This is a genomic window from Pseudomonas sp. NCCP-436 (assembly GCF_019656335.1).
Classification (GTDB): Bacteria; Pseudomonadota; Gammaproteobacteria; order Pseudomonadales; family Pseudomonadaceae; genus Aquipseudomonas.
In genome coordinates, this window is record NZ_BPLZ01000002.1 from 290038 (window position 1) to 312586 (window position 22549).

Genomic DNA, 22549 nt, shown 5'->3' on the forward strand with positions numbered 1-22549 from the left:
CGGGTTTTTGCTTTTCTGGCGCCTTCAGAGTTGCTCTGGCCGGCAGCATTCCCATGCCGCTCTTTGGCTGTGTCCGGAGGGCCAGCCTGCGCTTGGCGGTGGGAGCGTCAGGCCTGCGTCAGAGGGCGTTGCGCAGGGTCTGCAGCTGGGCAACCTGCCGGGTAAACTCGATGACTGATAGAGGCTTGTGTGCCAGCGGGCGCATCGCCTGACTGATTTGCCGGGAAGGCAGTCGGGTCAGCCGGCCGAGGACCTGCCACTGTTCCGCCACAGGCAGTTTCTCGTAACCGGGGTAGCGCCTCCGTGCGCGGCGCTGGATGTCCTGTTGCAGACCTTTGAGCAGGCCGCCTTGGCCGATGTGGCGAAGTTGGAAGTCGGCGCTGGCGCGCAAATGTTCCTCCAGGTGGCGGCGCGCCATGCTGGCCGGCGCTTGCAGTGGGCCCTGGCGCAAGCCGTGATGGCAAAGCATTGCCGTCAGCAGCAGGGCAAGGACAAGCAGGGCCAGGGGAAAGTTTCGTAGCAGCAACTTCAGCAGGTTGTCGCTATCTGTCTGGTAGACGAGTGTCACCGTGCTGTCCTGGCTCAGGTACCAGAGCAGCCAGGCATGGTCATAACGCCCGATGCTCTGGTTTTGCCAGATCCACGGGTCGCTGAGTACGGTGACCAGCCCGTCGCCGTGATAAAGCTGCAGCAGATGGGTGGCCTGGGCACTATTGGCCCAGGCATGGGCCCGGTTATCGGCGTCGTAAAGGTGATAGTCGGTGTCGAAGGCGACATAGGCCGGCTGATCTTCATTCTCCAGATATAGCCGGGTCAGCTCAGGGTAGGGGTTCTCTTCCTGTTCCTCGGCCAGTGCTTCTTGGTCCTCCAGTTCGTTGCTTAAATATTGCTGGATGCCGAGCAGGTCGAGCAGCAGATCGCCGCTCCGGCCCTCGTCCTCGTCCCACAAACGCTCGGCTACCAGCACGAGATGGCCGCCGTTGGCTGTCCACTGCAACAGGCGCTCGGCCTGGCGCGGGGTCATGTCGCTGCGGTCGGCCAGCAGCATCAGAGTGTGTCCGGGAGCGGGCAGCGTGCCGGTCAGGTTCAGGCTTTCGCTGTGAGTGATGGAAACTCCCTGGCGACGCAGGAAATGCTCTGCTGCCAGATAGGGATTTTGCCGGGCTTCTGGAGCAGGGCCGTGCTTGATCTCCTCCTGGTAGGGTTCCAGTCTGCCCAGCAGGTAACTGCCCAGCAGGCCTGTCACCAGTAGCAGGATCATGCTCAGGCTAAAGCCAAGGCGTCGGCTCATGAGGGCTGCTCCGTATCGAACAGGCTGCGCCAGCCTTGGCACAGCGCAGTTCGCAGTGCTTCCTCGGGCAGGCGGTGGCCGTAGGCCATGGCTTGCCAGTGGTGAGTCAGTTGCTGGCTGTAGTCCGTCAGATTCTGCTGCTGTAGGCCGGTAATCAGTTGCAGTACCTCGCCTTCGGTGTGCGATGACTTCAGCGGGAGCTGCTGTTCATGCAGCAGGCGGCTGAGCAGCGCCCGGTAGAGCAGCCCCAGTGCGGCACGAGGTTGTTCGGCCCAGAGGTGTTCGGCTTCACTGGCAACGTCCTGTGGGAGGCTTTCCGGGGTCAGTTCCAGGCCGAATAGCTGCTCGGGGGGGCTTGCCCGGTGTCGCTGCGGCAAACCAAGGCGCTCTCCGAAAGCGAGCAACCAGTGCTTGTAGCGCCAGAGTGCATAGGTGATCAGAGCGGCTAAAGCGCCCCACAGCAGTACCTCGAAGACCTGTGCGAGTGCTTTGAGTTGCAGGTTTTCCAGCAAGAGGTACAGGTACTCGAGCAGGACGGATCGATCCGTTTCCTTTTCCTGCTGCTCGTCGTTCAGGCGCCAGCGGGTGATGTTCTCACGGTGCTCGAAAGGTGGTTCGTCGAGTAGTTGCGTGATGCTCTGCTGCGCGGCCTGGCTGGTAAGTGGCTGTTTGAGCAGGCGCGGACTGTCGGGGCTGTTCTCGCTGGCCTGGAGCGGTGTTTCTGCCCAGACGTTCTGGCTTGGTGTGCCCAGCAGCACCAGGCAGCCCAGCAGCAGGGCGTAGGCGCTGCCGGTCAGGCGTTGGCGCAGGCGACGGAAGGTCAGTTCTATGTCCCAGGCCTCCAGCGCGGTGCGGCGGTTGAGGTAGAGGGTGAAGCCGCAGGCCACGTAGACCGGCTCCCAGACTACCAGTGCCAGCACATAAAGCAGGTTGGACAGATGCTCCAGCCATAGCCAGTGACCGCTGTTGTCCGAGAGCATGGTTTCCCAGCTCCAGTCATCATGTAACTGCGCCGGCAGCATCAGATAGAGCAGTGCGGCCAGCCCCATCCAAAGGATCAGTTCCAGGTGGACGCCGAGCACGGTTAGCCAGGTAGCTGCTCCGTTGTCGCGCTGACCGAGGACGATCAGGCGTTGACGGCGGGCCTTGCCTGACAGACCTTCCAGTTGTAGTACCGGCAGGTCGAAGCTGCGGGTCAGGCTTAGCCGGCGCCAGGTCAGGCTGGCCAGCAATTGTGGTCGCAGCAGGCGCGGTAGCGTGCGCAGGGACTGCTTCAGCGACGGTACATTGCCGAACAGTGCCTGTGACAGGATATACAGCGGCAGGCGTTCATAGGCGGGCTTGAGCCACCAGAAGAGCAGCATGACCCAGCTCGGATACTGCCAGAGCAGGGCGCAGAGCAGGGCGAACAGGGGCAGGGTGACCAGTGCCCAGCTGGCCATCAGCAGGCCGGCGTGGCGCCGCGCAAGCAGTACGCCGAGGTCGACGGCCTCCCAGGCCGTACGCGGGCGAATGGCCACGCTGGCTTCAGTCAGGCGCATGCTGCCTCCGTCCGGTCAGCAGCAGGTAGCACAGTACCAGGACCCAGAGCCCGCCGCCGACGGCATACTTGACCTGAGGGCTGGCAACCGTAGTGGATGACCAGAAAGCCTCGATGAAGGCTGCTGCCAGCAGGAACAGGATTACGCCGGCAACCAGCTGGATGGCCTTGCCGGCGGCCAAGCGCAGGGCTTCGCTGCGGGATCGCCGGCCTGGGGCGAGTAGCGCCCAGCCGAGTTTGATGCCGGCGGCTCCGGCCAGGGCGATGGCGGTCAGCTCGAAAGCGCCGTGGCCGATGACGAATGACCAGAAGGGTTCGCCGTAGCCGATACGTGTCAGGTGGCCGGCTATGGCGCCGATCATCAGGCCATTGAAGAGCAGGAAGAACAGGCTGCCGAGACCCAGCAGCAGTCCGCTGGCGAAGGTCTGAAAGGCGATGCCGATATTGTTCATGATGTAGAAGCCGAACATCAGCCAGTCGTCCTCGGCGCCACGATCACCGAAGCGCCCCAGACGACGGGCCTGCGGATCGTACATGCGTTCCATCTCGGCAACGTTGCTGGCGTCGAGCAGGCTGTAAATCAGTTCCGGATACAGATAGGTGAGCAGCCCCATCAGGCCCAGGCTGCCGAAGAACAACAGACCGGCGGCGCACACCGCCCGCCATTCTCGGCGTACGAGGCGTGGGAAGTCCCCGAACAGGAAGCGAACCATCTGCGCGGCGATGGTACTGCGGTGCCGGTAGAACTGTTGATGACCGCGTAGCGCCAGTTGCTGCAGGTGGTCGACCAGGTGGCTGCTGTAACCGCGTGCCTGAGCTAGCGCCAGATGCTGGCAGATCTGCCGGTAGCTGGCGGCGAAGTTGCTGCAGTCGGCATCCTTACGCTTGCGTCGTTCGAGTTGCTCAAGCAATTGGGCAAAGGATTGCCAGTCCTTTTGATGACGACTTTCGAACAGGCCCTGCTTCATTTCGACTCCCCCAGCAGGCCGTGGGCAATACCGTTGAGGCAGTCCTCGGCCTGGTTCTGCGGTACCTGCAATGGTTCGGCCAGCAGCCCGGCCAGTTCGGCACGGCGGGCAGTGGGCAGCTGACCGCCGCGCTCGGCGAAACCAAGCAATGCACGTTGTTCTTCCAGGCTCAGAGGGAAGGGAGCTTGCCGCGCAACAGCTTCGGGCAGTTCTGCTGGTACTGGTGGTATGTCGCGATAGACCACCAGTGTGCCGGCGGCGATGTCGCCTAGGCGCTTGAAGGCCCGATGGTTCAGACAGCTGAGAATGCCCAGCATGTAACCGAACGGCATCAGATCTACGAAGCGCAGCAGGTTGCGGGTCAGAGAGGCTGCCCAGCCGACAGGGGTGCCGTCGTCATGGATCACCCGCAGGCCAAGCAGCTGCTTGCCGGGCGAGCGGCCCTGATTGAGTACTTCAAACAGCACCATGTACCACCAGGTGACGAGAAACACGAGAATGCTGATCAAGCCCATGCCGAGCTTGCCCAGCAGGGCAAGTCCGAGGGCGGCGATCCCCAGAATTACCCCGCGGATTCCCAGGTCAATGGCAAAAGCCAGAGCTCGTGGTAGCAGTCCGGCTGGTCGTAGATGCAGGTCGATGCCTTCCGGTGTCTCGACCCGGTGGCGGGTGTCCAGTGGCGACGGCTGGGACGGAGCGCTTGAATTTGGCGGCATCGGCGAACTGCACAGATAAATCCCGATGCTAGCGAGCAGCGGGTAAGAAACGCAACCGGGCCGCTTCCGCAGCCCGGTGAACGGGTTTAACGACTTACGGGGAGAACGCCGAAGATGGTGCGGTAGAGCACGCCCATCGCTACGGTCAGCAGCGGAATGCTCCAGATCAACCCGATACCGAGCGGAATGGCGCTGAGCATAAGGATCAGACTGAGCAGCAGAAACAAGCCGAAGACCTTGAACCAATGTTGGCTGATGGCTTTTCGCGAGGTTTCCAGTGCCTGCCATGGGGAAAGACCGCGTTCGACTACCAGCGGAATTGCCAGCAGATAGGCCACCGCCAGATAGAGGCCGGGAATCAGCAGCAGGATCATGCCGATATAGATCAGCGCCATCATCACCAGAGCGGTGATGACCAGGGGAACGGTGCGGCCGAAGTGACTGAAGATTTCGTTAAAGCTTAGCGGCTGATCGGCGGCCCGGCGGATGCCTACCATGTTGATCCCAGCCATGAACGGATAGGCCAGAGCCGAGGCCAGCAAAGAAATCAGGAGTTCGCCGATCAGTGCAGCAAACGGGTTTTCGCTAATTACACCGAAGATACCGAAGATACCGAAGATGCCTCCGAAGATGAGTGTGGCGACGAACATCACCGCGTAGAACAGCAGAAAGCCACCTATGATGATGCCTTTGGTGCCTTTCACCTTGCTCCAGGACTCGCTCAACAGCTCGCCGATGCTGAAGTCGTAACTGCGGGCCAGCGCTTGCTCAACACTGGGTGTCTCCCTGGCGTCAGGTTGCAGCAGGTCGCTGGTGGGGGCTGCATAGGGATTGTGGGAGGGGCTGTCGCTCATGGAAGCATCCTTGCAAGGGGAGGAGGCAATCAGCTAATCCTAGTGGTCAGCTGGGGGGGCAGCAAGTCTGGACCTGTGATGGCTGTGCGCTGGTTCAAGCTTCGTTGGCGCGGTATGGAGCAGCGCCGATGTTAGACTGGCTGCCTTAAGGGATCAGGAAGGAAGCCGTCGATGACTGCCAGCATCTTCTGGTACGACTATGAAACCACCGGTATCAACCCCCGCTGTGACCGACCGTTACAGGTGGCCGGCATTCGTACCGATGAGGCACTCAATCCCATTGGCGAGCCGTTGAACCTCTACTGCAGGCTCAGTGACGATATTCTGCCGCATCCGGCGGCCGTACTGGTTACCGGTATTGGCCCGCAGGTGCTCAAGGCGCGGGGGCTGGACGAGGCCGACTTCGTTACCCGAGTGCATGCGCAGCTGGCGCTTCCCGGAACCTGTGGTGCGGGCTACAACACCTTGCGTTTCGATGATGAGGTCACTCGCTACAGCTTCTACCGCAATTTCTTCGACCCTTATGCTCGTGAGTGGCAGGGCGGCAACAGCCGCTGGGATCTGATCGATCTGGTGCGCACGGCCTACGCTCTACGGCCGGAGGGAATCGACTGGCCGCAGGAAGACGGGCGGGTGACGTTGCGTCTGGAGCAGTTGACGCGGGCTAACGGTATCGACCACGGCCAGGCGCACGACGCTCTCTCCGATGTGCGCGCCACCATAGGTCTGGCGCGCCTGCTGCGCGAGCGCCAGCCGCGCCTGTATGCCTTCCTCTACCAGTTGCGCAGCAAGCATCGCGTGCTGGAACAGATCCGCTTGTTACAGCCGCTGCTGCATGTTTCCGGGCGCTTTTCGGCTGCACGTCACTACCTGGCGCCGGTGCTGCCGTTGGCCTGGCATCCGCGCAATCGCAATGCCCTGATTGTCTGCGACCTGCAGGCTGATCCGAGCGTGCTGTTGGAGCTGGATGCCGAGACCCTGCGTAGTCGCCTGTATACCCGACGTGAAGAGCTGGAAGAGGGGCAGGCACCGGTTCCGTTGAAGCTGCTGCATATCAACCGTTGTCCGGTGGTTGCTCCGGTGTCGGTACTGCGTGATTCGGACCGGCAGCGTCTGCAGCTGGATTGGACGCTCTGCGAACGGCACGCGCAATGGCTCAGGGAGCATCAGGCTCTCTGGCAGGAAAAACTGGCGCTGATTTACCAGGATGAGTCGTTTGCTTCTGTCATCGATCCGGAACAGCAGCTTTACGATGGCTTTATCGGGGACCGCGACCGGCGTCTGTGCGAGCAGGTGCGCAGCAGCGCGCCGGAGGAGTTGGCTGCGCGTCACTGGCCTTTCGATGATCCGCGCCTGCCCGAGTTGCTGTTCCGTTACCGGGCTCGCAACTTTCCAGGCAGTCTTTCCGAGAGCGAGCGGCAACGTTGGTTCGATTTCTGTCGCCAGCGCCTGAGCCTGGCAGAGTTCGGCGCGCCCAATACTCTGGAGCAATTCCGCCAAGCGCTGGAAACGGTGCGAGCCACTTGCAGTCAGGAACAGCTGTCGTTGCTGCAGCAATGGCTGGCTTATGCTGAAGGTTTGCAGAAACGTTATCTGAGCGGTGAGCGAAAGTGACCAATCAGACAGGGACGCATGGAGGAAAGCTGAGGCTGCTCAAATAATGGCGATTGACTGGTAGTGCTGTCGAAATTGGAAAGCACATCTCTAGAGAAGTTATTCCGCTCGGGAGGGTTTTCGATAAACCTAATCTGGTGAATCCACGTGGTATTGCAGAAGTCTGCAGTTCAGGCGCGCGGAGATGGCGACGGGCGAAAAAATTTCCTGATGGGCTTTTCACTGTGCGGTACTGGGCAGCCTTTTTACGATATGGAAACCGTGCCGCCTCGATGGGGCCATAAAAAACGCCAACAAAGGCTGGCGTTTTTTGCAGCAAGGGAAGCTTAGCCCAGCAGAGTGGCCCAGCTTTCAACCACGTCGGCGCCCCATTTGACTTTCCATTCTTTCAGAGTCTTGTGATTGCCGCCCTTGGTTTCAATCACTTCGCCGCTGTGTGGGTTCTTGTACTGCTTAATTTTGCGCGCGCGCTTGGCGACCGGCTTGCTGGCGCGCACGTTCTTGCCGGACTTGACGGTTTCAGGATCAAGCAGGGCAATGATATCGCGCAGGGATTTTTGATATTCGCCCATCAGTGCGCGCAGTTTGCCTTCGAACTCCAGTTCTTTCTTCAGCTTGTCGTCTTGCGACAGGCTTTTCAGGCGTTCTTGCAGCTCCCTGATATTTTCTTCGATACTGCGGTATTCGGTGATCAGCGACATGGACATTACCTTGGCGTGAATTAGTTGTGGCTGTGTACAGTGAAGTAATAGTAATCAGGCCTCATAAGCAAGTAAACACCGTATAAACAAATAACTTCGCAGCAGTGCTACGACATGTTGCCAAAAACCATTACTAATATGGCATCTTGCAAACCTTGAAAAAGTTCAGCGACAGTCGCAGGTGGGCTGTTGCTCGAAGGCTATTGCGCTGGCTGCTGCAGTTTTGCCGATGCCTCGTTAGAATGTGCGACTTTTGCGCCTTCACTGGGGTTATCTATATGCGCACTTTCAGGCTAGTCATTTCCTGTCCGGATCGCGTCGGTATCGTTGCCAAGGTCAGTAGCTTCCTGGCGACCTACAACGGCTGGATCACCGAAGCCAGCCATCATTCAGATACCCAGAGTGGCTGGTTCTTCATGCGCCACGAAATTCGTGCAGACTCGCTGCCGTTCGATCTGGACGGATTCACTCAGGCCTTTGCGCCCATTGCCCGCGAGTTTTCCATGGAATGGCGCATCACCGATTCTGCGCGCAAGAAGCGCGTGGTATTGATGGCCAGTCGTGAATCACACTGTCTTGCCGATCTGCTGCACCGCTGGCACAGCAATGAATTGGACTGCGAAATTCCCTGCGTGATTTCCAACCACGATGATTTGCGCAGTATGGTGGAGTGGCACGGTATTCCTTACTACCACGTACCGGTCGACCCGAGTGACAAGGCTCCGGCTTTTGCCGAGGTGGAGCGCCTGGTGGCCGAGCACAATGCCGACGTGGTGGTGTTGGCGCGCTATATGCAGATCCTGCCGCCTGCGCTATGTCGCGAGTATGCGCAGCGAATCATCAATATCCACCACAGCTTCCTGCCATCCTTCGTTGGGGCCAAGCCCTACCATCAGGCCTCGCGTCGCGGAGTCAAACTGATTGGTGCCACTTCGCACTATGTGACGGAAGAGCTGGATGCCGGGCCGATCATCGAACAGGACGTGGTGCGCGTGTCGCACCGAGACGATATCGAGGAAATGGTGCGGCTCGGTAAGGATGTGGAGAAGATGGTTCTCGCCCGTGGTCTACGCTATCACTTGGAGGATCGGGTTCTGGTGCATGACAACAAGACGGTCGTGTTCGACTGATCAGCCGGCACCAGTACTTCGCCAGGAGGTATAGCGCCAGGAGGTTGTGCATGCTCAGTTCCATCAAGGTTCGGGACTATATGACCCGGCATTTGGTGACCTTTCGCGCCGAGACCGACTTGTTCTGTGCGATTCATCGGCTGCTGGAGCACCGCATTTCCGGCGCCCCGGTAGTTAATGAGCAGGGTGAACTGATTGGCCTGCTGTCGGAAGGAGATTGTCTGAACGGGATTCTTTCCGGAGCTTATTACGAGGCCACAGGGGGGACTGTCGGTGCCTACATGACCCGGGCTGTGGAAACAGTATCGCCGGAAACCGATATCATCGAGGTGTCCCAGCGTTTTCTGCGCGGGCACCGTCGGCGCTTTCCGGTAGTGGAGGAGGGGCGTCTGGTCGGACAGATCAGCCGTAGCGATGTGCTGCGCGCTGTCAAATCCATTGCTCAGCATGATGACAACTGGGAGCTGAGGAGCCATTGAGCGACGATCCACTGGAGCGGGCAACCGCCAAGGCGCCTCCGACCCTGGGCGAAGGCTGTGTGCGGCGTTTTGATCCGGATGCATTGAGCGACTCAGCCGGAACCGAGTTTGCAGACGCTGCCGAGCTATGGCGCAGGCTGCAGGAAGATTCGAAGGAAAACGACGAGCAGGATGGCTGAGCCTTGTCCGAGACGGGCGCGAAAAGCTCGCGCCCGCCTGTTCAGCTCACGGCAGTTGCCCGATCAGATGCGGAAGCTGTCGACCAACTGCTTGAGGCGTTCTGCCTGCTGTTCCAGATCTGCGCAGGCGCGCAGGGTCGCCTGCAGGTTTTCCACGCCTTCCTGATTGAGGGTATTGATCTCGGTGATATCCATGTTCAGCGACTCGATCACCGAGGTCTGCTCTTCGGTGGCGGTGGCCACTGACTGGTTCATTCCGTCGATTTCGCCAATGCGTGCAGTTACGGTTCCCAGGCGCTCGCCAGCCTGGTTGGCGATGTTCACGCTGTCCTCGCTGTAGCGTTGGCTTTCGGTCATGGTGGTGACCGATTCGCGCGAACCGACCTGCAGTTCTTCGATCATTGTCTCGATTTCCTGCGCCGACTCCTGGGTGCGGTGAGCCAGGTTGCGTACTTCATCGGCTACTACGGCGAAGCCACGTCCGGCTTCGCCGGCTCGTGCCGCTTCGATGGCTGCGTTGAGCGCCAGCAGGTTGGTCTGCTGGGAAATGCTCTTGATCACTTCGAGAATCTGGCCGATATCCACGGTCTTGCTGTTGAGGTTCTCTATCTTGTTGCAGGCATCGCTGATCTTTTGCGAAAGCTCGTTCATCGAGCGGATGGCCTGCTGCACCACTTGCCCGCCATCCTCGGCTTCGTGTCGGGCGTCGGTTGCCTGTTTTGAGGCTTCGGCGGCGTTTCGGGCAATCTCCTGAGCTGCGGCGCCGAGCTGATTGATTGCTGCCGCCACGCTGTTGGTTCGGCTGGCCTGCTCGTCGGAGTTGGCCATTGAGGAGTTGGAGGCTCCTAGCACCAGTTTGGCGACTTCGTTGACCTTGGCGGTGGCTTGGGAGACTTCACGGATGGAGCCATGGATGCGTTCGACGAAGCGGTTGAATGCGTTGCCCAGGGCTCCGAACTCATCATTGGATTGAATGCTCAGGCGCTTGGTCAGGTCACCCTCGCCCTGGGCAATATCCTCCATGGCCCGGCCCATGGCATGCAGGGGCTGCATCAGTGCGCGGATCAGTACGCCAAGCAGAGCAATGATCAGGATCACTGCGATGATCGTGGCGATGATGGCGGAGGCGCGGAACTCGGTCAGCATGGAGTAGGCACTGGCTTTGTCGACGGACAGGCCTACGTACCAGTTTACCGACGGCAGGCCGGTGATCCGGCTGAAGGTGTAGATGCGTGACTGACCGTTGTAGTTGACTTCGCTGATGCTGTTATCGATCGTCGGACTGTTTTGTGCAAAGACCTCCTTGAGGTTTTTCATTACCAGGCTTTGATCCGGATGTACCAGGACTGTCCCGTCCTGACTTACCAGGAAGGCATAGCCGATGCCGTCCAGTTTCAGAGTGCTAAGGATTTCGATCAGGGTTTTCAGGCTTAGATCACCACCGACGATGCCGACAGAATCTGCCGGAGTTGCGATGGTGACAGTCAGCGCGCCGGTGCCAGCATCGACGTAGGGTTCGGTGAGCGTGCTGCCACCGGCCTGTTGAGCTGCGCTGTACCAGGGGCGCTTGCGGGGATCGTAGTCAGCGGGCAGATCGTCTGCGGGGTACTGGTAGAAGCTGCCTGATGTAGTACCCAGGTAGATGGATGTGAAGGTGCTGGTCAGGCTTTTGTGCCCCAGTGCGCGCTTGGCGGTTGCTTCTCCGCCATCGTGGCTGATGGCTTCGGCCGTGTTTTCGACCAGCAGAATACGACCGGAGAGCCAGTTGCTGATATTGCTGGAGGTGACATCACCCATTTCGCGCAGGTAGCTTTCCAGATCATCGCGAATGGCGTTACGTTGCAGGACATCGTTGTACAGACTGAAGAGGGTGAAGGCGGTAACCACGACTAGCGATGCTGCCAGGAGGATCTTATGGCGAAATTGCAGGTTCTTAGTCATGTCGAGAGCGTCCGAGAGCCTTTAAACGTTCAGATTGGGATCGTCCGTCGCGTGCAACGGTTTTTTCGCTGAGTCCGGATGATGCTTAAGGCGTGATTCGTTATCGTCCTGTCACTACTATCGGCTCAATAGCAGTAAAGCTTTAAACGGAGAGATGGCAAGATGCCTTTAGCTGCGCAGTTGATATTGGGGGCCGGCGTTGACGGTCAGCCTGTGGGGCAGCCTCTGCGGCTGGCTAACCGTCATGGTCTGATTGCCGGCGCCACCGGTACGGGTAAGACCGTTACATTGCAGCGTCTGGTGGAAAATTTCAGCGATGCCGGTGTGGCCGTGTTCGCCGCTGACGTAAAGGGCGACCTGTGCGGATTGGGCGCGGCCGGAGCGGCGCAGGGCAAGGTTGCCGAGCGTATCGCCACTATGCCGTGGCTGGAGCACCGTGGGCAGGCTTATCCGCTGACTCTGTGGGATGTCCATGGACAGAGTGGGCACCCGCTACGTACTACGCTCAGCGAGATGGGGCCTTTGCTGCTTGGCGCTCTGCTGGAGTTGAGCGAAAGCCAGCAGGCGGCGCTCTATGCGGCGTTCAAGGTGGCGGATCGTGAAGGCTTGCTGCTGCTGGATCTGAAGGATCTCAAGGCATTGCTGGGGTATTTGCGAGATTCGCCGCAAGTGCTCGGTGAGGACAGTGCGTTGTTCACCAAGGCATCGGCTCAGGCGCTGTTGCGTCGTCTGGCCGGCCTTGAGCAGCAGGGCGGTGAAGCCCTGTTCGGTGAGCCGGCACTGCAGCTTGAGGATCTGCTGCAGCCGGATCGGGACGGCCGTGGACGGGTGCATCTGCTCGATGCGACCCGTCTGGTGCATGAGTCGCCCAAGGTATATGCCACCTTCCTGCTCTGGCTGCTGGCCGAGCTGTTTGAGCAGTTGCCGGAAAGGGGGGATGCCGACAAGCCGGTGTTGGCGCTGTTTTTTGATGAAGCGCACCTGTTGTTTCAGGACACCCCAAAAGCCCTGCAGGAGCGTCTTGAGCAGGTGGTTCGACTGATTCGTTCCAAGGGGGTGGGCGTGTACTTCGTGACCCAGTCTCCAGGAGATTTGCCGGACGCTATCCTGGCCCAGCTGGGCCTGCGCATTCAGCATGGTCTGCGTGCTTTCACTGCACGGGAGCAAAAGGCGCTGCGGGCCGTGGCTGACGGTTTTCGTCCGAATCCGGCATTTGATAGCCTCAGTGTTCTGACCGAGCTGGGCATTGGCGAAGCGCTGGTGGGGACTCTGGAGGACAAGGGCACGCCGGCCATAGTGCAGCGGGTGGCCATTGCCCCGCCGCAATCACGTATCGGCCCGCTGGGCGGCGCGGAGCGTGAGCAGATCGTGCGGGATTCGCCTTTGCGTGGACGTTACGATCGGGTCATCGATCGAGAGTCAGCCTATGAGCTGCTCACCACACGAGCGAAGTCGGAGCGTGAGAAGACGGCTCCCCTGCCCACCCCGACAGGGCAGAAAGGCAGTACCGGACTGAGTGAGATGGCTGGTGAGATGATCGGCAGTGCGATGAAGAGCGCGCTGCGTCAGGCTGCGAATCAAATCGGCCGGCAGTTGGTGCGTGGCCTACTGGGATCGCTGACGGGTACGCGCAAGCGCTGAGAACCGGAGCGGGGCGGCAAACCGTGCTGCCCCGCCAGAGGCTACTCAGCTGGCCTCGTTGTGGCTGGCAAGCCACTCTTCGCTTTCGCGGGCAGCTTCCAGGCGTTCCCGACGTTCTTTCTCGATACGCTCGAGTTCCTTGTCGAAGGCCTGATCGAGCAGGCTGGGTTTCTTGCGCCAGGGCTTACGGTCCGGTTCCGGTTGAGCGGCATAGGTGATGATCTCACCGCCGTAAACATCCTTGTAACGTTGCGCCTGGCGCTCAAGTTCAGCGCGCAGTTCGTCTTTCGTCACTAGTGTTTCCTGTTGTGCTTTTGATGATCGTCCGCCATGACGGGTAAAGCGTGGCGCTTCACTGTTAGAGTCAAGGCTCGATGCCATGCCGTGGGACAGTGTTAGGCGGCAGTTCCGGTCTTTAACCACGACGTCTCGCCGCACCTCGTACCGGTTTGGATGCCGGTTTGTCGTGAAAAGTTGCAGTGTGCAACGGCCGGATATTATGAGGAATCTCCGCAGTCTGTTCCAGACGCACGATATCGAGCGTTTTTGGAGCCCATATGGATGTCTGCGACGCAGTAGGGACACCAGCAACTACAGAGTAGGCATGCTCAACCTTTCGGGATCGATGGCGCCTCGAACCACCAAATGCCTGACTGCCAGCCGAGTGTGGCTGTGGCAAGGCAGACGAGGCGCTGCAGGGTCAGCGCCGATAGGCCAACAGGGCGACGCCGCTGACCACGATCAGCCCGCCGATCACCTGCAGGCTGCCCAGCACCTGGTCGAGAATTAGCCAGCCGAGCACCATGCCGGCTACCGGCTCCATGTTCATCACTGGTGAGTTTCGGGCGATGTCCAGCCGTGGCATACAGATGAACAGGGTGGAGAATGCCACGCCGTACAGCAGCACGAGGAACAGCAGGGCGATCCAGCCGCTTTCGGAGGTAGGCAGTGCCAGGCTGCCGGGCAACAAGTCGCTGACGCCTAGCAGGGCTGAGCTGGTGAATACCACCAGGAGCGTCAGCATGCTGCGTACGGATCCGGCGATTTTCGACAGCCGGTGTTCGGTGATCCACAGCGCTACTGAGAAGGCGGTAGCCGCAGTGAGGCCAAAGAGAATGCCGGTCAGCCACTGGCTGTCGGCGGAGATGCCTGCAGTCAGACGCGTTGGGATGTCCAGCACCAGAACCAGCCCGAACAGAATCATGCCCATGATGCCGATGGCTTGGCGGGTCGGCGCCGGGCCGCCCAGAGCCCAGCTAAGCAGGGCAAGCAGCATTGGCGACAGGTTGACTACCAGCAGTGCCAGCGCTACGGGGATACGGGCGACTGCCGAATAGATGCAGAAGCTCTGGATGGTTATCAGCAGGCCGAGCAGGATTTGCCAGTTCCAAGTGGATCGTCCCAGCTTCAGTGGTTCGCGTCGGCATAGCACCAGAGCTGCCAGTGCCACCAGGGTAACGCCGGCCCGGCAGAGCATGGCTAGCAGCAATCCTGTGTTGTGGTCAAAGGCAATGCGTGCGGCGACGTGGTTGCCAGCGAAGAGCCAGGCCACCATTGCGAGAGTCAGAACGGCAAGATGACGGGGAAAGGGGGAGGGGCGGTGCATGACGAAAAATCCTGTCAATCATTGTCCGAAATACTGGTTCTATTTAAGTCGCCGACCTTACGGAAGGCTTTTCGCAGCATATCCGTGGCTGCCAGAGCTGTCTGGGGAAAATACAGGGGGAGATGAGCGCCTGCTATCGGAACAATGAGCGGAATCAGGTGGGTGAGAGGCAGTGCTTTCACTCTGATTTGCTGTTCACCTTGCTTCTGATGGCACATTGCTAATATGTGCCTGGACCAGGCTTAAAGGGTGCACCATTGATTGCAGGATGCTGTGCAGCATGGTGTGAGCCTTTAATGCCCAGGCTGAAGCAGGGCAGAAACGCAGTATTGCTTCGGTTTGAGAGACTTGTGAGGGCGGCCGTTGCTGTGAGGAGTCGAGGGGCTGGCGAAGACCACCGAGTGACAGGGGGCAGGAAAAACGGAGCGGTGTTGCCGGAGACAACGCTCAGGTGCCTATATGGCGGCGTATTGGTCTACCCCAAGCTAAAACTTAGGTCAGACGCAGGTGGTTGTCCCATAGTCCTGACGGCAGTTCCAGAGCCTGGGTTGCAATCCGGCAGGCGCGGCAGTCATATAGGCGACAGCGGCCCTGACCGGAGCTGACTACGAAGCCTTCCGTCACTGCACCTACTCCGGCACAGTCCGGTAACGGTGCGTCCAGGCGCAGTGCGGCACTGTCCAGATCCCAGATATAGAAACGGTTGCCCCGAGGGGCGGTCATGGCCAGCAGGCGTAATTCGTTATGGATTGCGACACTGGCGGTGTACTGGTTCATCGCTGCGCGCTGCAGCTCGTCGAGGGGGAAGGGCTGGTACGGCTGACCGGGGCGCTTGATCGCCAGCAGCGGTACCCTGTCGTCAATATCACCCATGTACTGCTGGCCGCTGACTATGGTGCCGTCGTTTGCCACTGCCAGATGGCGGATGCTGTTCTGCTGATCCGCGAGGTACTCCTTGCTGACCAGGCTACCGTCGCGGCGCATCAGTACCAGGCTGGCTTCCATGGCATCAAGATTCATCTCGATGCGACTTTCGGCCTCGGTGCGAATGCCGCCATTGGCCACCACAAAAGTCTCGCCATCGGGCATCCACAGCAACTGGTGCGGGCCGACGCCGTGGCTGGCATGCTCGCCGTCGCGCTGTAGGTGGCTGCCGTCGAAACGGTAGACACCGATCACGCCGCGACCAGGCTCGAGGGTATCGTTCTCGGTGCTGTACAGCCACTGGCCGCCCTTGTGAAAAACCGCGTGACCGTTGAAGTGCCGGCCTGCCGGCGTGTGTAGCGTCTGCAGTAGGTTGCCGTCGCGGGTGTCGATCAGATAGCTCTCGGTGCTTGGCCGGCGGCCAACGAACAGGGCCAGCGGCAGCGCAGGGTGGGGGACTACGTCATGGCAGCGCTCGTTCACTCGGGTAGCAAAGGCGCGCCGACCGTCGAGATGGTAACCGACCGCATAGTGCTTACCGTCGGTGTCATCGCGCGCCGACAGCAACAGGGGGCGGGCCGATGGACCGAAGAGTGTCCAGCTTCCATAGGCGCCGGCTGCGGCAAGGCCGGCAGCCAGAGCGCCGAGACCGAGCAGGGTTCTGCGTTGCATGCTCAGTCTCCGTCGTGAGCGTTGAAGCCGATTTGCACGCCGAGGGCCCGCGCTAGTTCACCCTGTTGAAGACGGTGCAGGCGGTTGACGCTATCGTAGAGGGCATCCAGGTTGGTACGGCCAGCCTCGTCGGCTAGCAGTTCGCCGAGCGGACGATCCAGTGCGGCCAGACGCTGGCGGGTGTCTTGGTAAGCCTTGTCGATACGCTGACTCAGCTCGGCCTGATCCTTGTTCAGCAGGGACTGAAGGCCGTCGCGGTTGCTGCCGTGCCAGAGCTGTTCGGCACTGGCCAGAGTTGCAGCCATACTTGTCAGGCTGGCGCTGCTGCGCCAAGCCTCGGCCTGGTAAGGCTGCGGAATCCCCTTGATATCACGGCCCATGGGGGCGCTGAGTTTCTTCTTCAGGCCTTCAAAGGCACCGAGCTGCACTCGCAACAGTTCGGCGATGGCCTCGCCGGAATCGGCGTAGCGCTCGTTAGGGAAATGTTTCAGCTGCGCGGCCATGCCGTCTTCGGCTTGCCACTGGCCGAGGATGTCGGCAGCCAATGCCGCCTGATGCTGGCCGATGGCCTGTAGCAGCGGGCAATAACGTGCTTGCTGTTCGGCCTGGGTCAGATCCAGGCTCGGATCGAACAGCACGTATTCATAGGCGCTCAGGCCCTGTACCACCACGCTGGCCTTGGCCAGATCATCGGCGGTCAATTGCGGCTTGTTGTCCAGCAGAGTTTCCACCTGGCGGCGCACCAGATTCTTCTTGTCCGGCCAGAATTGGATCTGCCAGGCCCGGTTGCCTTCGGCCAGAGGACCAAGCAGCAAAGGTTGCAGCGCTGACCAGGCGCTCTGCGCAGCAGCAAAGGCCTGGCGCGCTGCCGGTAGATCGGCATTGCCGGCGCAAAATGCCGTAGCGTTTGCGGCGAGCTGGCGATCTGTTTCCTGCCAGGTTTTGTAGGCCGGCAGCAGTACACTATCGGCCAGCGAAGCGCTGACCCGCGCTCGGGGGTCTTCCTGAGCGCAACCGCTCAGGATCAGACCGAGTATCGAGGCGATCAGGGTTCTGTGAAGCATGGCAAGCTCCTTAGAGGGAGTTGAGGAAAGTGAGCAAGGCGCTGCGCTCGTCAGCATCGAATTTCAGCACCTGCTGCCTGGCGGCTTCGGCCTCGCCGCCGTGCCAGAGGATGGCTTCCAGCAGGTTGCGAGCCCGGCCGTCATGAAGGAAGCGAGTGTGACCGCTGACGTTCTGTGTCAGACCGATGCCCCACAGCGGCGCGGTGCGCCATTCCCGGCCATTGGCGAGAAACTCCTCGCGGCCGTCGGCCAGTCCTTCACCCATGTCATGCAGTAGCAGATCCGTATAGGGCCGGATCAGCAGGTTGGCCAGCTCAGGCTCGGCAGCAGCGGCCGAGGTAGTGAAGCTGGGGGTATGGCACTTCTGGCAGCCTGCCCGGTAGAACAGCTCCTTGCCTCTGAGCACTTCGGGGGCATCGACTTTTCTCCGCGCCGGTACGCCGAGGTTGCGGATGTAGAACAGTACGCTGGCAAGAATGTTATCGCTGACCTCCGGTTCACCGCCATGCACTGCCGTCAGGCAGTCAATCTGCGCCTGTGTGCAGTTGTCGGCAGGAATCAGCGTGCTGGTCAGCCCCATGTCGTTGGCGAAGGCGTCGGCATTTTGCTGGTTGAGCCCGGGTTGACCAGCTTTCCAGCCGAAACGGCCAAGAACCGTGCGTTGCTGCTGGCGGTCCCAGACCAGGTTGGGTCGGCCGGATATGCCGTCTCCGTCGGCATCGTCCGGGTCGACAGCGGCAAGAATCGCCTCCTCGGGAATGGCTTCAAGCAGCCCCAGGCCAATCATGGGAGGTGCCACCCGTACCGAGAAGCGGGTTTGCGGATGCATCGGGCCGTAGCCGAGCTGGCTGATCTGTAGCTCGGGTTTTTCCAGTTCGATCAGCGTTCCGTCGGCAAAACGCACCGGGACGCGGCTGTAGCTTAGTCGTACCCGACCTTCCGGGAGCACGCCGGGAATCGCCATATCCTGCAGTTGGGTGCCGTAGGTTGGCTCCGGCACCACACCAAGGCGCTTGACCAGCTCCGCCTGACCGGCAGCGGCGGGAATCGACAGACGCACCAACAGCGAAGCAGCGCTGCCGGCATCGGCAGCCGGCGGGTGACCACGACCGTCGCGGATATGGCAGTTCTGGCAGGCGTTGGTGTTGAACAACGGACCGAGGCCGTCGCGTGCGGTGGTGGTGGCCGGCGCAATTACCCAGGGGTTGCGGAAAAAACTGTTGCCCACGGCGAACTCCAGGCGGCGCTGCGCATTCAGGTTGGCCGAGGGCAGGGAGAAGGCGTTGTGATCAACCTTGCGCACTGTTGCCGCACCGGCTGACAGGGCTTCTCCGGGTTCTGCCGTGGTGAAGCGGGGGGATTGCTCGCAGGCAGTCAGGTTCAGAACCAGAAGCGGCAGCAGGCAGCGAAAAAACAGCGGCATCAACAAGCCATCCGGGCAGGCAGAGGATCTCAGGAGGCAAGATTAGCAGGCTAACGTAATTTAAATAAGATCAATTAGCATTACTGGCATGGCGCATCGCAGAGGAGTGAGTCCGCACGAATGTTCAAGACCGCGTAACGCCGTTTCCGCTAAGCTCGGCTTTTTATGGCGTTGATCGGGGCTCTTCAGCGAAGCAGTGGCACGACCTGTTCGCTTGTCACTCGGCGTAGTCAGTTCCCGGGGAACGCCGGCAAGGAGACTCAATGTCCCGTTATCACGAGTTCGCCCAGGGCGCACGCGACATGCTGCCTATGTTGCTGGGCGCCATCCCCTTCGGCATCATTTTTGGCAGTCTGGCCGGGGCGGCCGGTCTGGATGTCTGGCAGACGCTGGGCATGTCGGCACTGGTGTTTGCCGGCTCGGCTCAGTTTATCGCCATCAGTCTGCTGGGGGCTGGCGCCGGTATTGCCGTAGTGCTGCTGACTACTCTCGTGGTGAACCTGCGCCATGCTCTGTACAGCGCCAGTCTGCAGCCTTATGTGCGTCATCTGCCCAAGCGCTGGCGTATGCCTCTGGCCTTCTGGCTGACCGATGAAGCCTATGCAGTGGTGGTGCAGCGTTATGTGGCAAAGGGCGCCGGTAGTTATGGGCACTGGTATTTTCTTGGCGCGGCGCTGGCGATGTATGGCAACTGGCAGCTTTGTACGCTGGCTGGCGTACTGTTCGGCCAGGCGGTGCCGAATATCGGCGCCTGGGGGTTGGACTTCGCCATGCTGGCTACCTTTATCGGCATTGTCGTGCCGATGTTGCGCAATCGTCCGCAGGTAGCCGCCGCACTGGTGGCGGCAGCCGTGGCCCTGGCCTGTCATGGCTGGCCATACAAGCTGGGCCTGATGGCGGCAGCGGCCAGCGGTATCATCGTAGGTGTCTGGCTGGAGCGACGTCGGCCGCTGGCATTGGGAGAGCCCGTCTGATGGATATCTGGTTGCTGATCGTCGGCATGCTGGCGATCACCTTCGCCACTCGCTACAGCCTGTTTGCCTTTCCCGAGCTGCGCTTCCCGCCGCTGGTCCGTCAGGGGCTGCACTATGTGCCAACGGCGGTGCTGACAGCCATCGTGGTGCCCGGAATGTTGTTGCCGGACGGTCAGGTCTGGGCTCTTGGGCTGGACAATGCCTATTTGCTGGCGGGGCTGGCGACCATTGCCATTGCTGCCTTCAGCCGCAATCTGCTGGCGACCATCGGTGGGGGGCTGCTGGTGTTCTTTGCCTTGCGTGCGCTGCTGGGGCAGTTGCCCCTGTAGCACTTGAGGGTCAGGGTGAAAGAGTAGTATGCCCGGGGCGGCCGTCTGGCGCCCCGTGGCGAAAGGTCAGGCCTTGCGTCGTAGCGGCGGCTGTTCGAAGCTGACGCCTTCCAGACCGTAGTTCATCAATGCACGGATATTGCCGTGATCGCTACCGTCCGGTGTGGCAAGGACGCTACGGTAGTGCTCACCGAAAGCGCGCAGGGCTTCATCCTGGCTGAAACCTTCCAACAGGGCCAGGCCGAGGGTCTTGCACGAGCCTTCGTTCTGCCCAGCGGCATTTTCTACGTCGCCATTGCGAAAGGCGCTGGGCTGGTAGTCGTAGTGCTCGGCAACGAAGGCCAGGGTCTCGCTGAAGGCGAAATCATCCTGTTGCAGGCGGGCACGCAGCTCGCTCAGGGTGGTCATCAGTGCTTTCCTTTTTCGAATGCAGCCTTCTGCTCGGCAGAGGCCTCCTTCTGGTACCTGGCTTTCCAGTCGGCATAGGGCATGCCGTAGATGGTTTCCCGGGCCTGGTCGACGCTGACTTCTAAGCCCAGGTCATCGGCGGCAGCCTTGTACCACTTGGACAGGCAGTTGCGGCAGAAACCGGCCAGGTTCATCAGGTCGATATTCTGTACATCGGGACGGGTGCGCAGGTGTTGAACCAGGGCGCGGAAGGCGGCAGCTTCCACTTCGAGACGTTCTTGTTCGGTCATGCGGGCTCTCCAGAGGGCGAGGACTGGCGGCGATGATAAGAGCGCCTTGGGGCAGCTTCAAGCTGTCAGCGGTGACCTGCCAGGGTGATCGATACTGACTCGGCAAAGCGCAGGGCATGGGGCTTGTCCACCTCCACTTCAGCGTAGCGCACGGCCTGGTGGGTCATGACCAGATCCAGGATTTCCTGGGTCAGGCGCTCGAGCAGGGCGAAACGGTTGCCCTCCACGTGGGCGATGATCGCCTTGGTGATGGTCCGGTAGTTCAGGGCATGTTCGATGTCGTTAACCTGCACAGCATCCTCGGCCGAATAGAGGATGGTCAGGTTGATCAGCACGTCCTGCTTGTTATTGATCTCTTCTTCCTTGATACCAACATAGGTTCGCAGGCGCAGATCCTTGACGCGAATGCGCGCCATTCCAGGCTCCAGTCGAGGCATCAGCTGTTCCGTCCGATCAGTTGTAGAAATTCGTGGCGGGTGTTGTAGGAATCGCGGAAGGCGCCGAGCATTACCGAGCTGCTCATTACCGAGTTCTGTTTCTCCACCCCGCGCATCATCATGCACATGTGTTTGGCTTCGATCACTACGGCCACACCAGCAGCATGGGTAACCTGCTGCACCGCGTCTGCAATCTGCTTGGTCAGGTTTTCCTGGATTTGCAGGCGGCGGGCGTACATGTCAACGATTCGAGCCACCTTGGAAAGCCCAAGTACCTTGCCGGTGGGAATGTAGGCCACATGGGCCTTGCCGATGAAGGGCAGCAGATGGTGCTCGCACAGCGAGTACAGCTCAATGTCCCGGACGATCACCATTTCATCATTGTCCGACTCGAACAATGCGCCGTTGACGATTTCTTCCAGCGACTGCTGGTAGCCACGGCATAGGTACTGCATGGCCTTGGCAGCGCGCTTGGGGGTGTCGCGCAGACCTTCACGTGCAGGATCTTCGCCGAGGCCTTTGAGAATTTCGTGGTAATGCTGGGAAAGGGGTTCGCTCATGATGGTTTCCTGGGGCCTGGCTCACTTGAGGTGGCGGCCGCCGTTGAGGGTAAGTGTGGTGCCGGTCAGGTAGGGGTTGTCCAGCAGGTAGCGCAGGCTTTGGTAGAACACTTGCGGACCGGGCTCGATGCCCAGCGTCGATTTGGCCAGAGCCCGGGCACGGTAGTCGGCGTCGTCACCTTCGTTGAACATCAGCAGGGCCGGGGCGATGCTGTTGACCTTGATATGCGGGGCCAGGCGTGCAGCAAAGGACAGGGTAAGGCTTTCCAGACCGGCTTTGCTGGCGCAATAGGCCGGGCGGCGGGCACTGCCCTTGCGCACTACGTCGTCGCTGACATGAATGATGTCCGCCGGCTGCGAGCGCTGTAGCAGTTCACTGCAGTGCAGGTTGATCAGGTAGGGCGCGAGCATGTGCACGCTGAACAGGCGGCGGAAGGCTTCTGCCTCTTCTCCCGGATCTTCCTTCAGCCATTGCGAGGCATTGTGGACGATGGCTCGCAGACCGCTGCATTGTCGTTTCAAGGCGTCGATGAAGGAAAGAATACCGGCTTCATCGCTGAAGTCGGCCTGCAGCGCAAGGGCGCCGCGTTCGCGTAGCCGGGCGATGGCTGGGCGTTCCTGGCGGTAGCTGACGATTACTGCCTCACCATCCTCCAGCAGGCGTTCGGCGCAATACAGGCCGACACGCTGGCCGGCGCCGGTGATCAGAATGGGGAAGCGGGCAGCGTTCATGGCGGACTCTTGCAGGGTACGACGTGGCCTGGCTATCGCCTGTGGATAGTCAGACCGCCTGGCCAATGGTCCACAA

Annotated in this window: 24 protein-coding genes; 7 read left to right on the forward strand and 17 right to left on the reverse strand. The window is 60.4% G+C overall.

Annotation, left to right across the window (positions count from 1 at the left end):
• Window positions 1-118: 118 nt before the first annotated feature.
• From NCCP436_RS03465 to NCCP436_RS03485, 5 genes are all read right to left on the reverse strand, one after another.
• Complete coding sequence (locus NCCP436_RS03465; RefSeq protein ID WP_220802394.1) at window positions 119-1291, reverse strand: DUF4350 domain-containing protein; 1173 nt, start codon at window positions 1289-1291, stop codon at window positions 119-121.
• Window positions 1288-2832 (reverse strand): DUF4129 domain-containing protein, encoded by a 1545-nt coding sequence (locus tag NCCP436_RS03470; protein ID WP_220802395.1) that lies wholly within the window; start codon window positions 2830-2832, stop codon window positions 1288-1290. The genes NCCP436_RS03465 and NCCP436_RS03470 overlap by 4 nt, the downstream gene beginning before the upstream one ends.
• Window positions 2819-3799 (reverse strand): stage II sporulation protein M, encoded by a 981-nt coding sequence (locus NCCP436_RS03475; RefSeq protein WP_220802396.1) that lies wholly within the window; start codon window positions 3797-3799, stop codon window positions 2819-2821. The genes NCCP436_RS03470 and NCCP436_RS03475 overlap by 14 nt, the downstream gene beginning before the upstream one ends.
• The gene (locus tag NCCP436_RS03480) at window positions 3796-4515 is read right to left on the reverse strand and encodes an RDD family protein (protein ID WP_220802397.1); all 720 of its coding nucleotides are present in this window, start codon (window positions 4513-4515) and stop codon (window positions 3796-3798) included. The genes NCCP436_RS03475 and NCCP436_RS03480 overlap by 4 nt, the downstream gene beginning before the upstream one ends.
• Window positions 4516-4601: 86 nt before the next feature.
• Window positions 4602-5369 carry a DUF975 family protein gene (locus NCCP436_RS03485; protein ID WP_220802398.1) on the reverse strand — a complete coding sequence of 256 codons (768 nt, stop codon included), beginning with the start codon at window positions 5367-5369 and terminating at the stop codon, window positions 4602-4604.
• 171 nt (window positions 5370-5540) lie between these two features.
• Between NCCP436_RS03485 and sbcB the strand changes: the two genes are divergently transcribed.
• Entirely contained in the window at window positions 5541-6983 is a 1443-nt protein-coding gene (sbcB, locus tag NCCP436_RS03490; RefSeq protein ID WP_220802399.1) for an exodeoxyribonuclease I, read from the forward strand.
• A 326-nt stretch (window positions 6984-7309) separates the two neighbouring features.
• Here sbcB and mvaT read toward each other — a convergent pair whose 3' ends face one another.
• Window positions 7310-7684: a histone-like nucleoid-structuring protein MvaT gene (gene mvaT, locus NCCP436_RS03495; protein WP_220802400.1), complete on the reverse strand. Its 375-nt coding sequence runs from the start codon at window positions 7682-7684 to the stop codon at window positions 7310-7312.
• 278 nt (window positions 7685-7962) lie between these two features.
• Here mvaT and purU point away from each other — a divergent pair, with 278 nt between their 5' ends.
• From purU to NCCP436_RS03510, 3 genes are read left to right on the forward strand one after another with little or no spacing between them, the layout of a single operon-like run.
• Window positions 7963-8814 carry a formyltetrahydrofolate deformylase gene (gene purU / locus NCCP436_RS03500; RefSeq protein WP_220802401.1) on the forward strand — a complete coding sequence of 284 codons (852 nt, stop codon included), beginning with the start codon at window positions 7963-7965 and terminating at the stop codon, window positions 8812-8814.
• Between the two features lie 50 nt (window positions 8815-8864).
• A complete protein-coding gene (locus NCCP436_RS03505) occupies window positions 8865-9293 on the forward strand; it encodes a CBS domain-containing protein (RefSeq protein ID WP_220802402.1) in 429 nt (142 codons plus the stop codon).
• Window positions 9290-9472 carry a hypothetical protein gene (locus NCCP436_RS03510; RefSeq protein WP_220802403.1) on the forward strand — a complete coding sequence of 61 codons (183 nt, stop codon included), beginning with the start codon at window positions 9290-9292 and terminating at the stop codon, window positions 9470-9472. Before NCCP436_RS03505 ends, NCCP436_RS03510 begins: the two co-directional genes overlap by 4 nt.
• A 63-nt stretch (window positions 9473-9535) precedes the next feature.
• Here the strand turns inward: NCCP436_RS03510 and NCCP436_RS03515 are convergent, their stop codons facing one another.
• Window positions 9536-11413: a methyl-accepting chemotaxis protein gene (locus tag NCCP436_RS03515; RefSeq protein ID WP_220802404.1), complete on the reverse strand. Its 1878-nt coding sequence runs from the start codon at window positions 11411-11413 to the stop codon at window positions 9536-9538.
• Window positions 11414-11575: 162 nt separating this feature from the next.
• Here NCCP436_RS03515 and NCCP436_RS03520 point away from each other — a divergent pair, with 162 nt between their 5' ends.
• Window positions 11576-13054, forward strand: coding sequence for a helicase HerA-like domain-containing protein (locus NCCP436_RS03520; protein ID WP_220802405.1), 1479 nt, complete (start codon window positions 11576-11578; stop codon window positions 13052-13054).
• 45 nt (window positions 13055-13099) lie between these two features.
• On the opposite strand, the gene NCCP436_RS03525 is transcribed toward NCCP436_RS03520, so the two are convergent.
• The 5 genes from NCCP436_RS03525 to NCCP436_RS03545 form a co-directional block, all read right to left on the reverse strand.
• Complete coding sequence (locus tag NCCP436_RS03525) at window positions 13100-13348, reverse strand: hypothetical protein (RefSeq protein ID WP_220802406.1); 249 nt, start codon at window positions 13346-13348, stop codon at window positions 13100-13102.
• A 406-nt stretch (window positions 13349-13754) separates the two neighbouring features.
• Complete coding sequence (locus NCCP436_RS03530) at window positions 13755-14660, reverse strand: DMT family transporter (protein ID WP_220802407.1); 906 nt, start codon at window positions 14658-14660, stop codon at window positions 13755-13757.
• Between the two features lie 492 nt (window positions 14661-15152).
• The gene (locus NCCP436_RS03535) at window positions 15153-16256 is read right to left on the reverse strand and encodes a DUF1513 domain-containing protein (RefSeq protein ID WP_220802408.1); all 1104 of its coding nucleotides are present in this window, start codon (window positions 16254-16256) and stop codon (window positions 15153-15155) included.
• Between the two features lie 2 nt (window positions 16257-16258).
• Window positions 16259-17320 (reverse strand): imelysin family protein, encoded by a 1062-nt coding sequence (locus NCCP436_RS03540; RefSeq protein WP_220802409.1) that lies wholly within the window; start codon window positions 17318-17320, stop codon window positions 16259-16261.
• A gap of 10 nt (window positions 17321-17330) precedes the next feature.
• Entirely contained in the window at window positions 17331-18743 is a 1413-nt protein-coding gene (locus NCCP436_RS03545; protein WP_220802410.1) for a di-heme oxidoredictase family protein, read from the reverse strand.
• A 263-nt stretch (window positions 18744-19006) separates the two neighbouring features.
• On the opposite strand from NCCP436_RS03545, the gene NCCP436_RS03550 reads away from it, so the two are divergent.
• The gene (locus NCCP436_RS03550) at window positions 19007-19717 is read left to right on the forward strand and encodes an AzlC family ABC transporter permease (protein WP_220802411.1); all 711 of its coding nucleotides are present in this window, start codon (window positions 19007-19009) and stop codon (window positions 19715-19717) included.
• Window positions 19717-20046, forward strand: a complete 330-nt coding sequence (locus NCCP436_RS03555) for an AzlD domain-containing protein (RefSeq protein WP_220802412.1) — start codon at window positions 19717-19719, stop codon at window positions 20044-20046. The genes NCCP436_RS03550 and NCCP436_RS03555 overlap by 1 nt, the downstream gene beginning before the upstream one ends.
• A 66-nt stretch (window positions 20047-20112) precedes the next feature.
• Here NCCP436_RS03555 and NCCP436_RS03560 read toward each other — a convergent pair whose 3' ends face one another.
• From NCCP436_RS03560 to folM, 5 genes are all read right to left on the reverse strand, one after another.
• Complete coding sequence (locus NCCP436_RS03560) at window positions 20113-20454, reverse strand: HopJ type III effector protein (protein WP_220802413.1); 342 nt, start codon at window positions 20452-20454, stop codon at window positions 20113-20115.
• On the reverse strand, window positions 20454-20744 hold the full coding sequence (locus tag NCCP436_RS03565; protein ID WP_220802414.1) for a DUF1244 domain-containing protein: 291 nt from the start codon (window positions 20742-20744) through the stop codon (window positions 20454-20456). Before NCCP436_RS03565 ends, NCCP436_RS03560 begins: the two co-directional genes overlap by 1 nt.
• Before the next feature lie 65 nt (window positions 20745-20809).
• On the reverse strand, window positions 20810-21181 hold the full coding sequence (folX, locus tag NCCP436_RS03570; RefSeq protein ID WP_220802415.1) for a dihydroneopterin triphosphate 2'-epimerase: 372 nt from the start codon (window positions 21179-21181) through the stop codon (window positions 20810-20812).
• A complete protein-coding gene (gene folE, locus NCCP436_RS03575) occupies window positions 21181-21741 on the reverse strand; it encodes a GTP cyclohydrolase I FolE (protein WP_220802416.1) in 561 nt (186 codons plus the stop codon). Before folE ends, folX begins: the two co-directional genes overlap by 1 nt.
• Before the next feature lie 21 nt (window positions 21742-21762).
• Window positions 21763-22473: a dihydromonapterin reductase gene (gene folM, locus NCCP436_RS03580; protein ID WP_220802417.1), complete on the reverse strand. Its 711-nt coding sequence runs from the start codon at window positions 22471-22473 to the stop codon at window positions 21763-21765.
• Window positions 22474-22549: the final 76 nt, after the last annotated feature.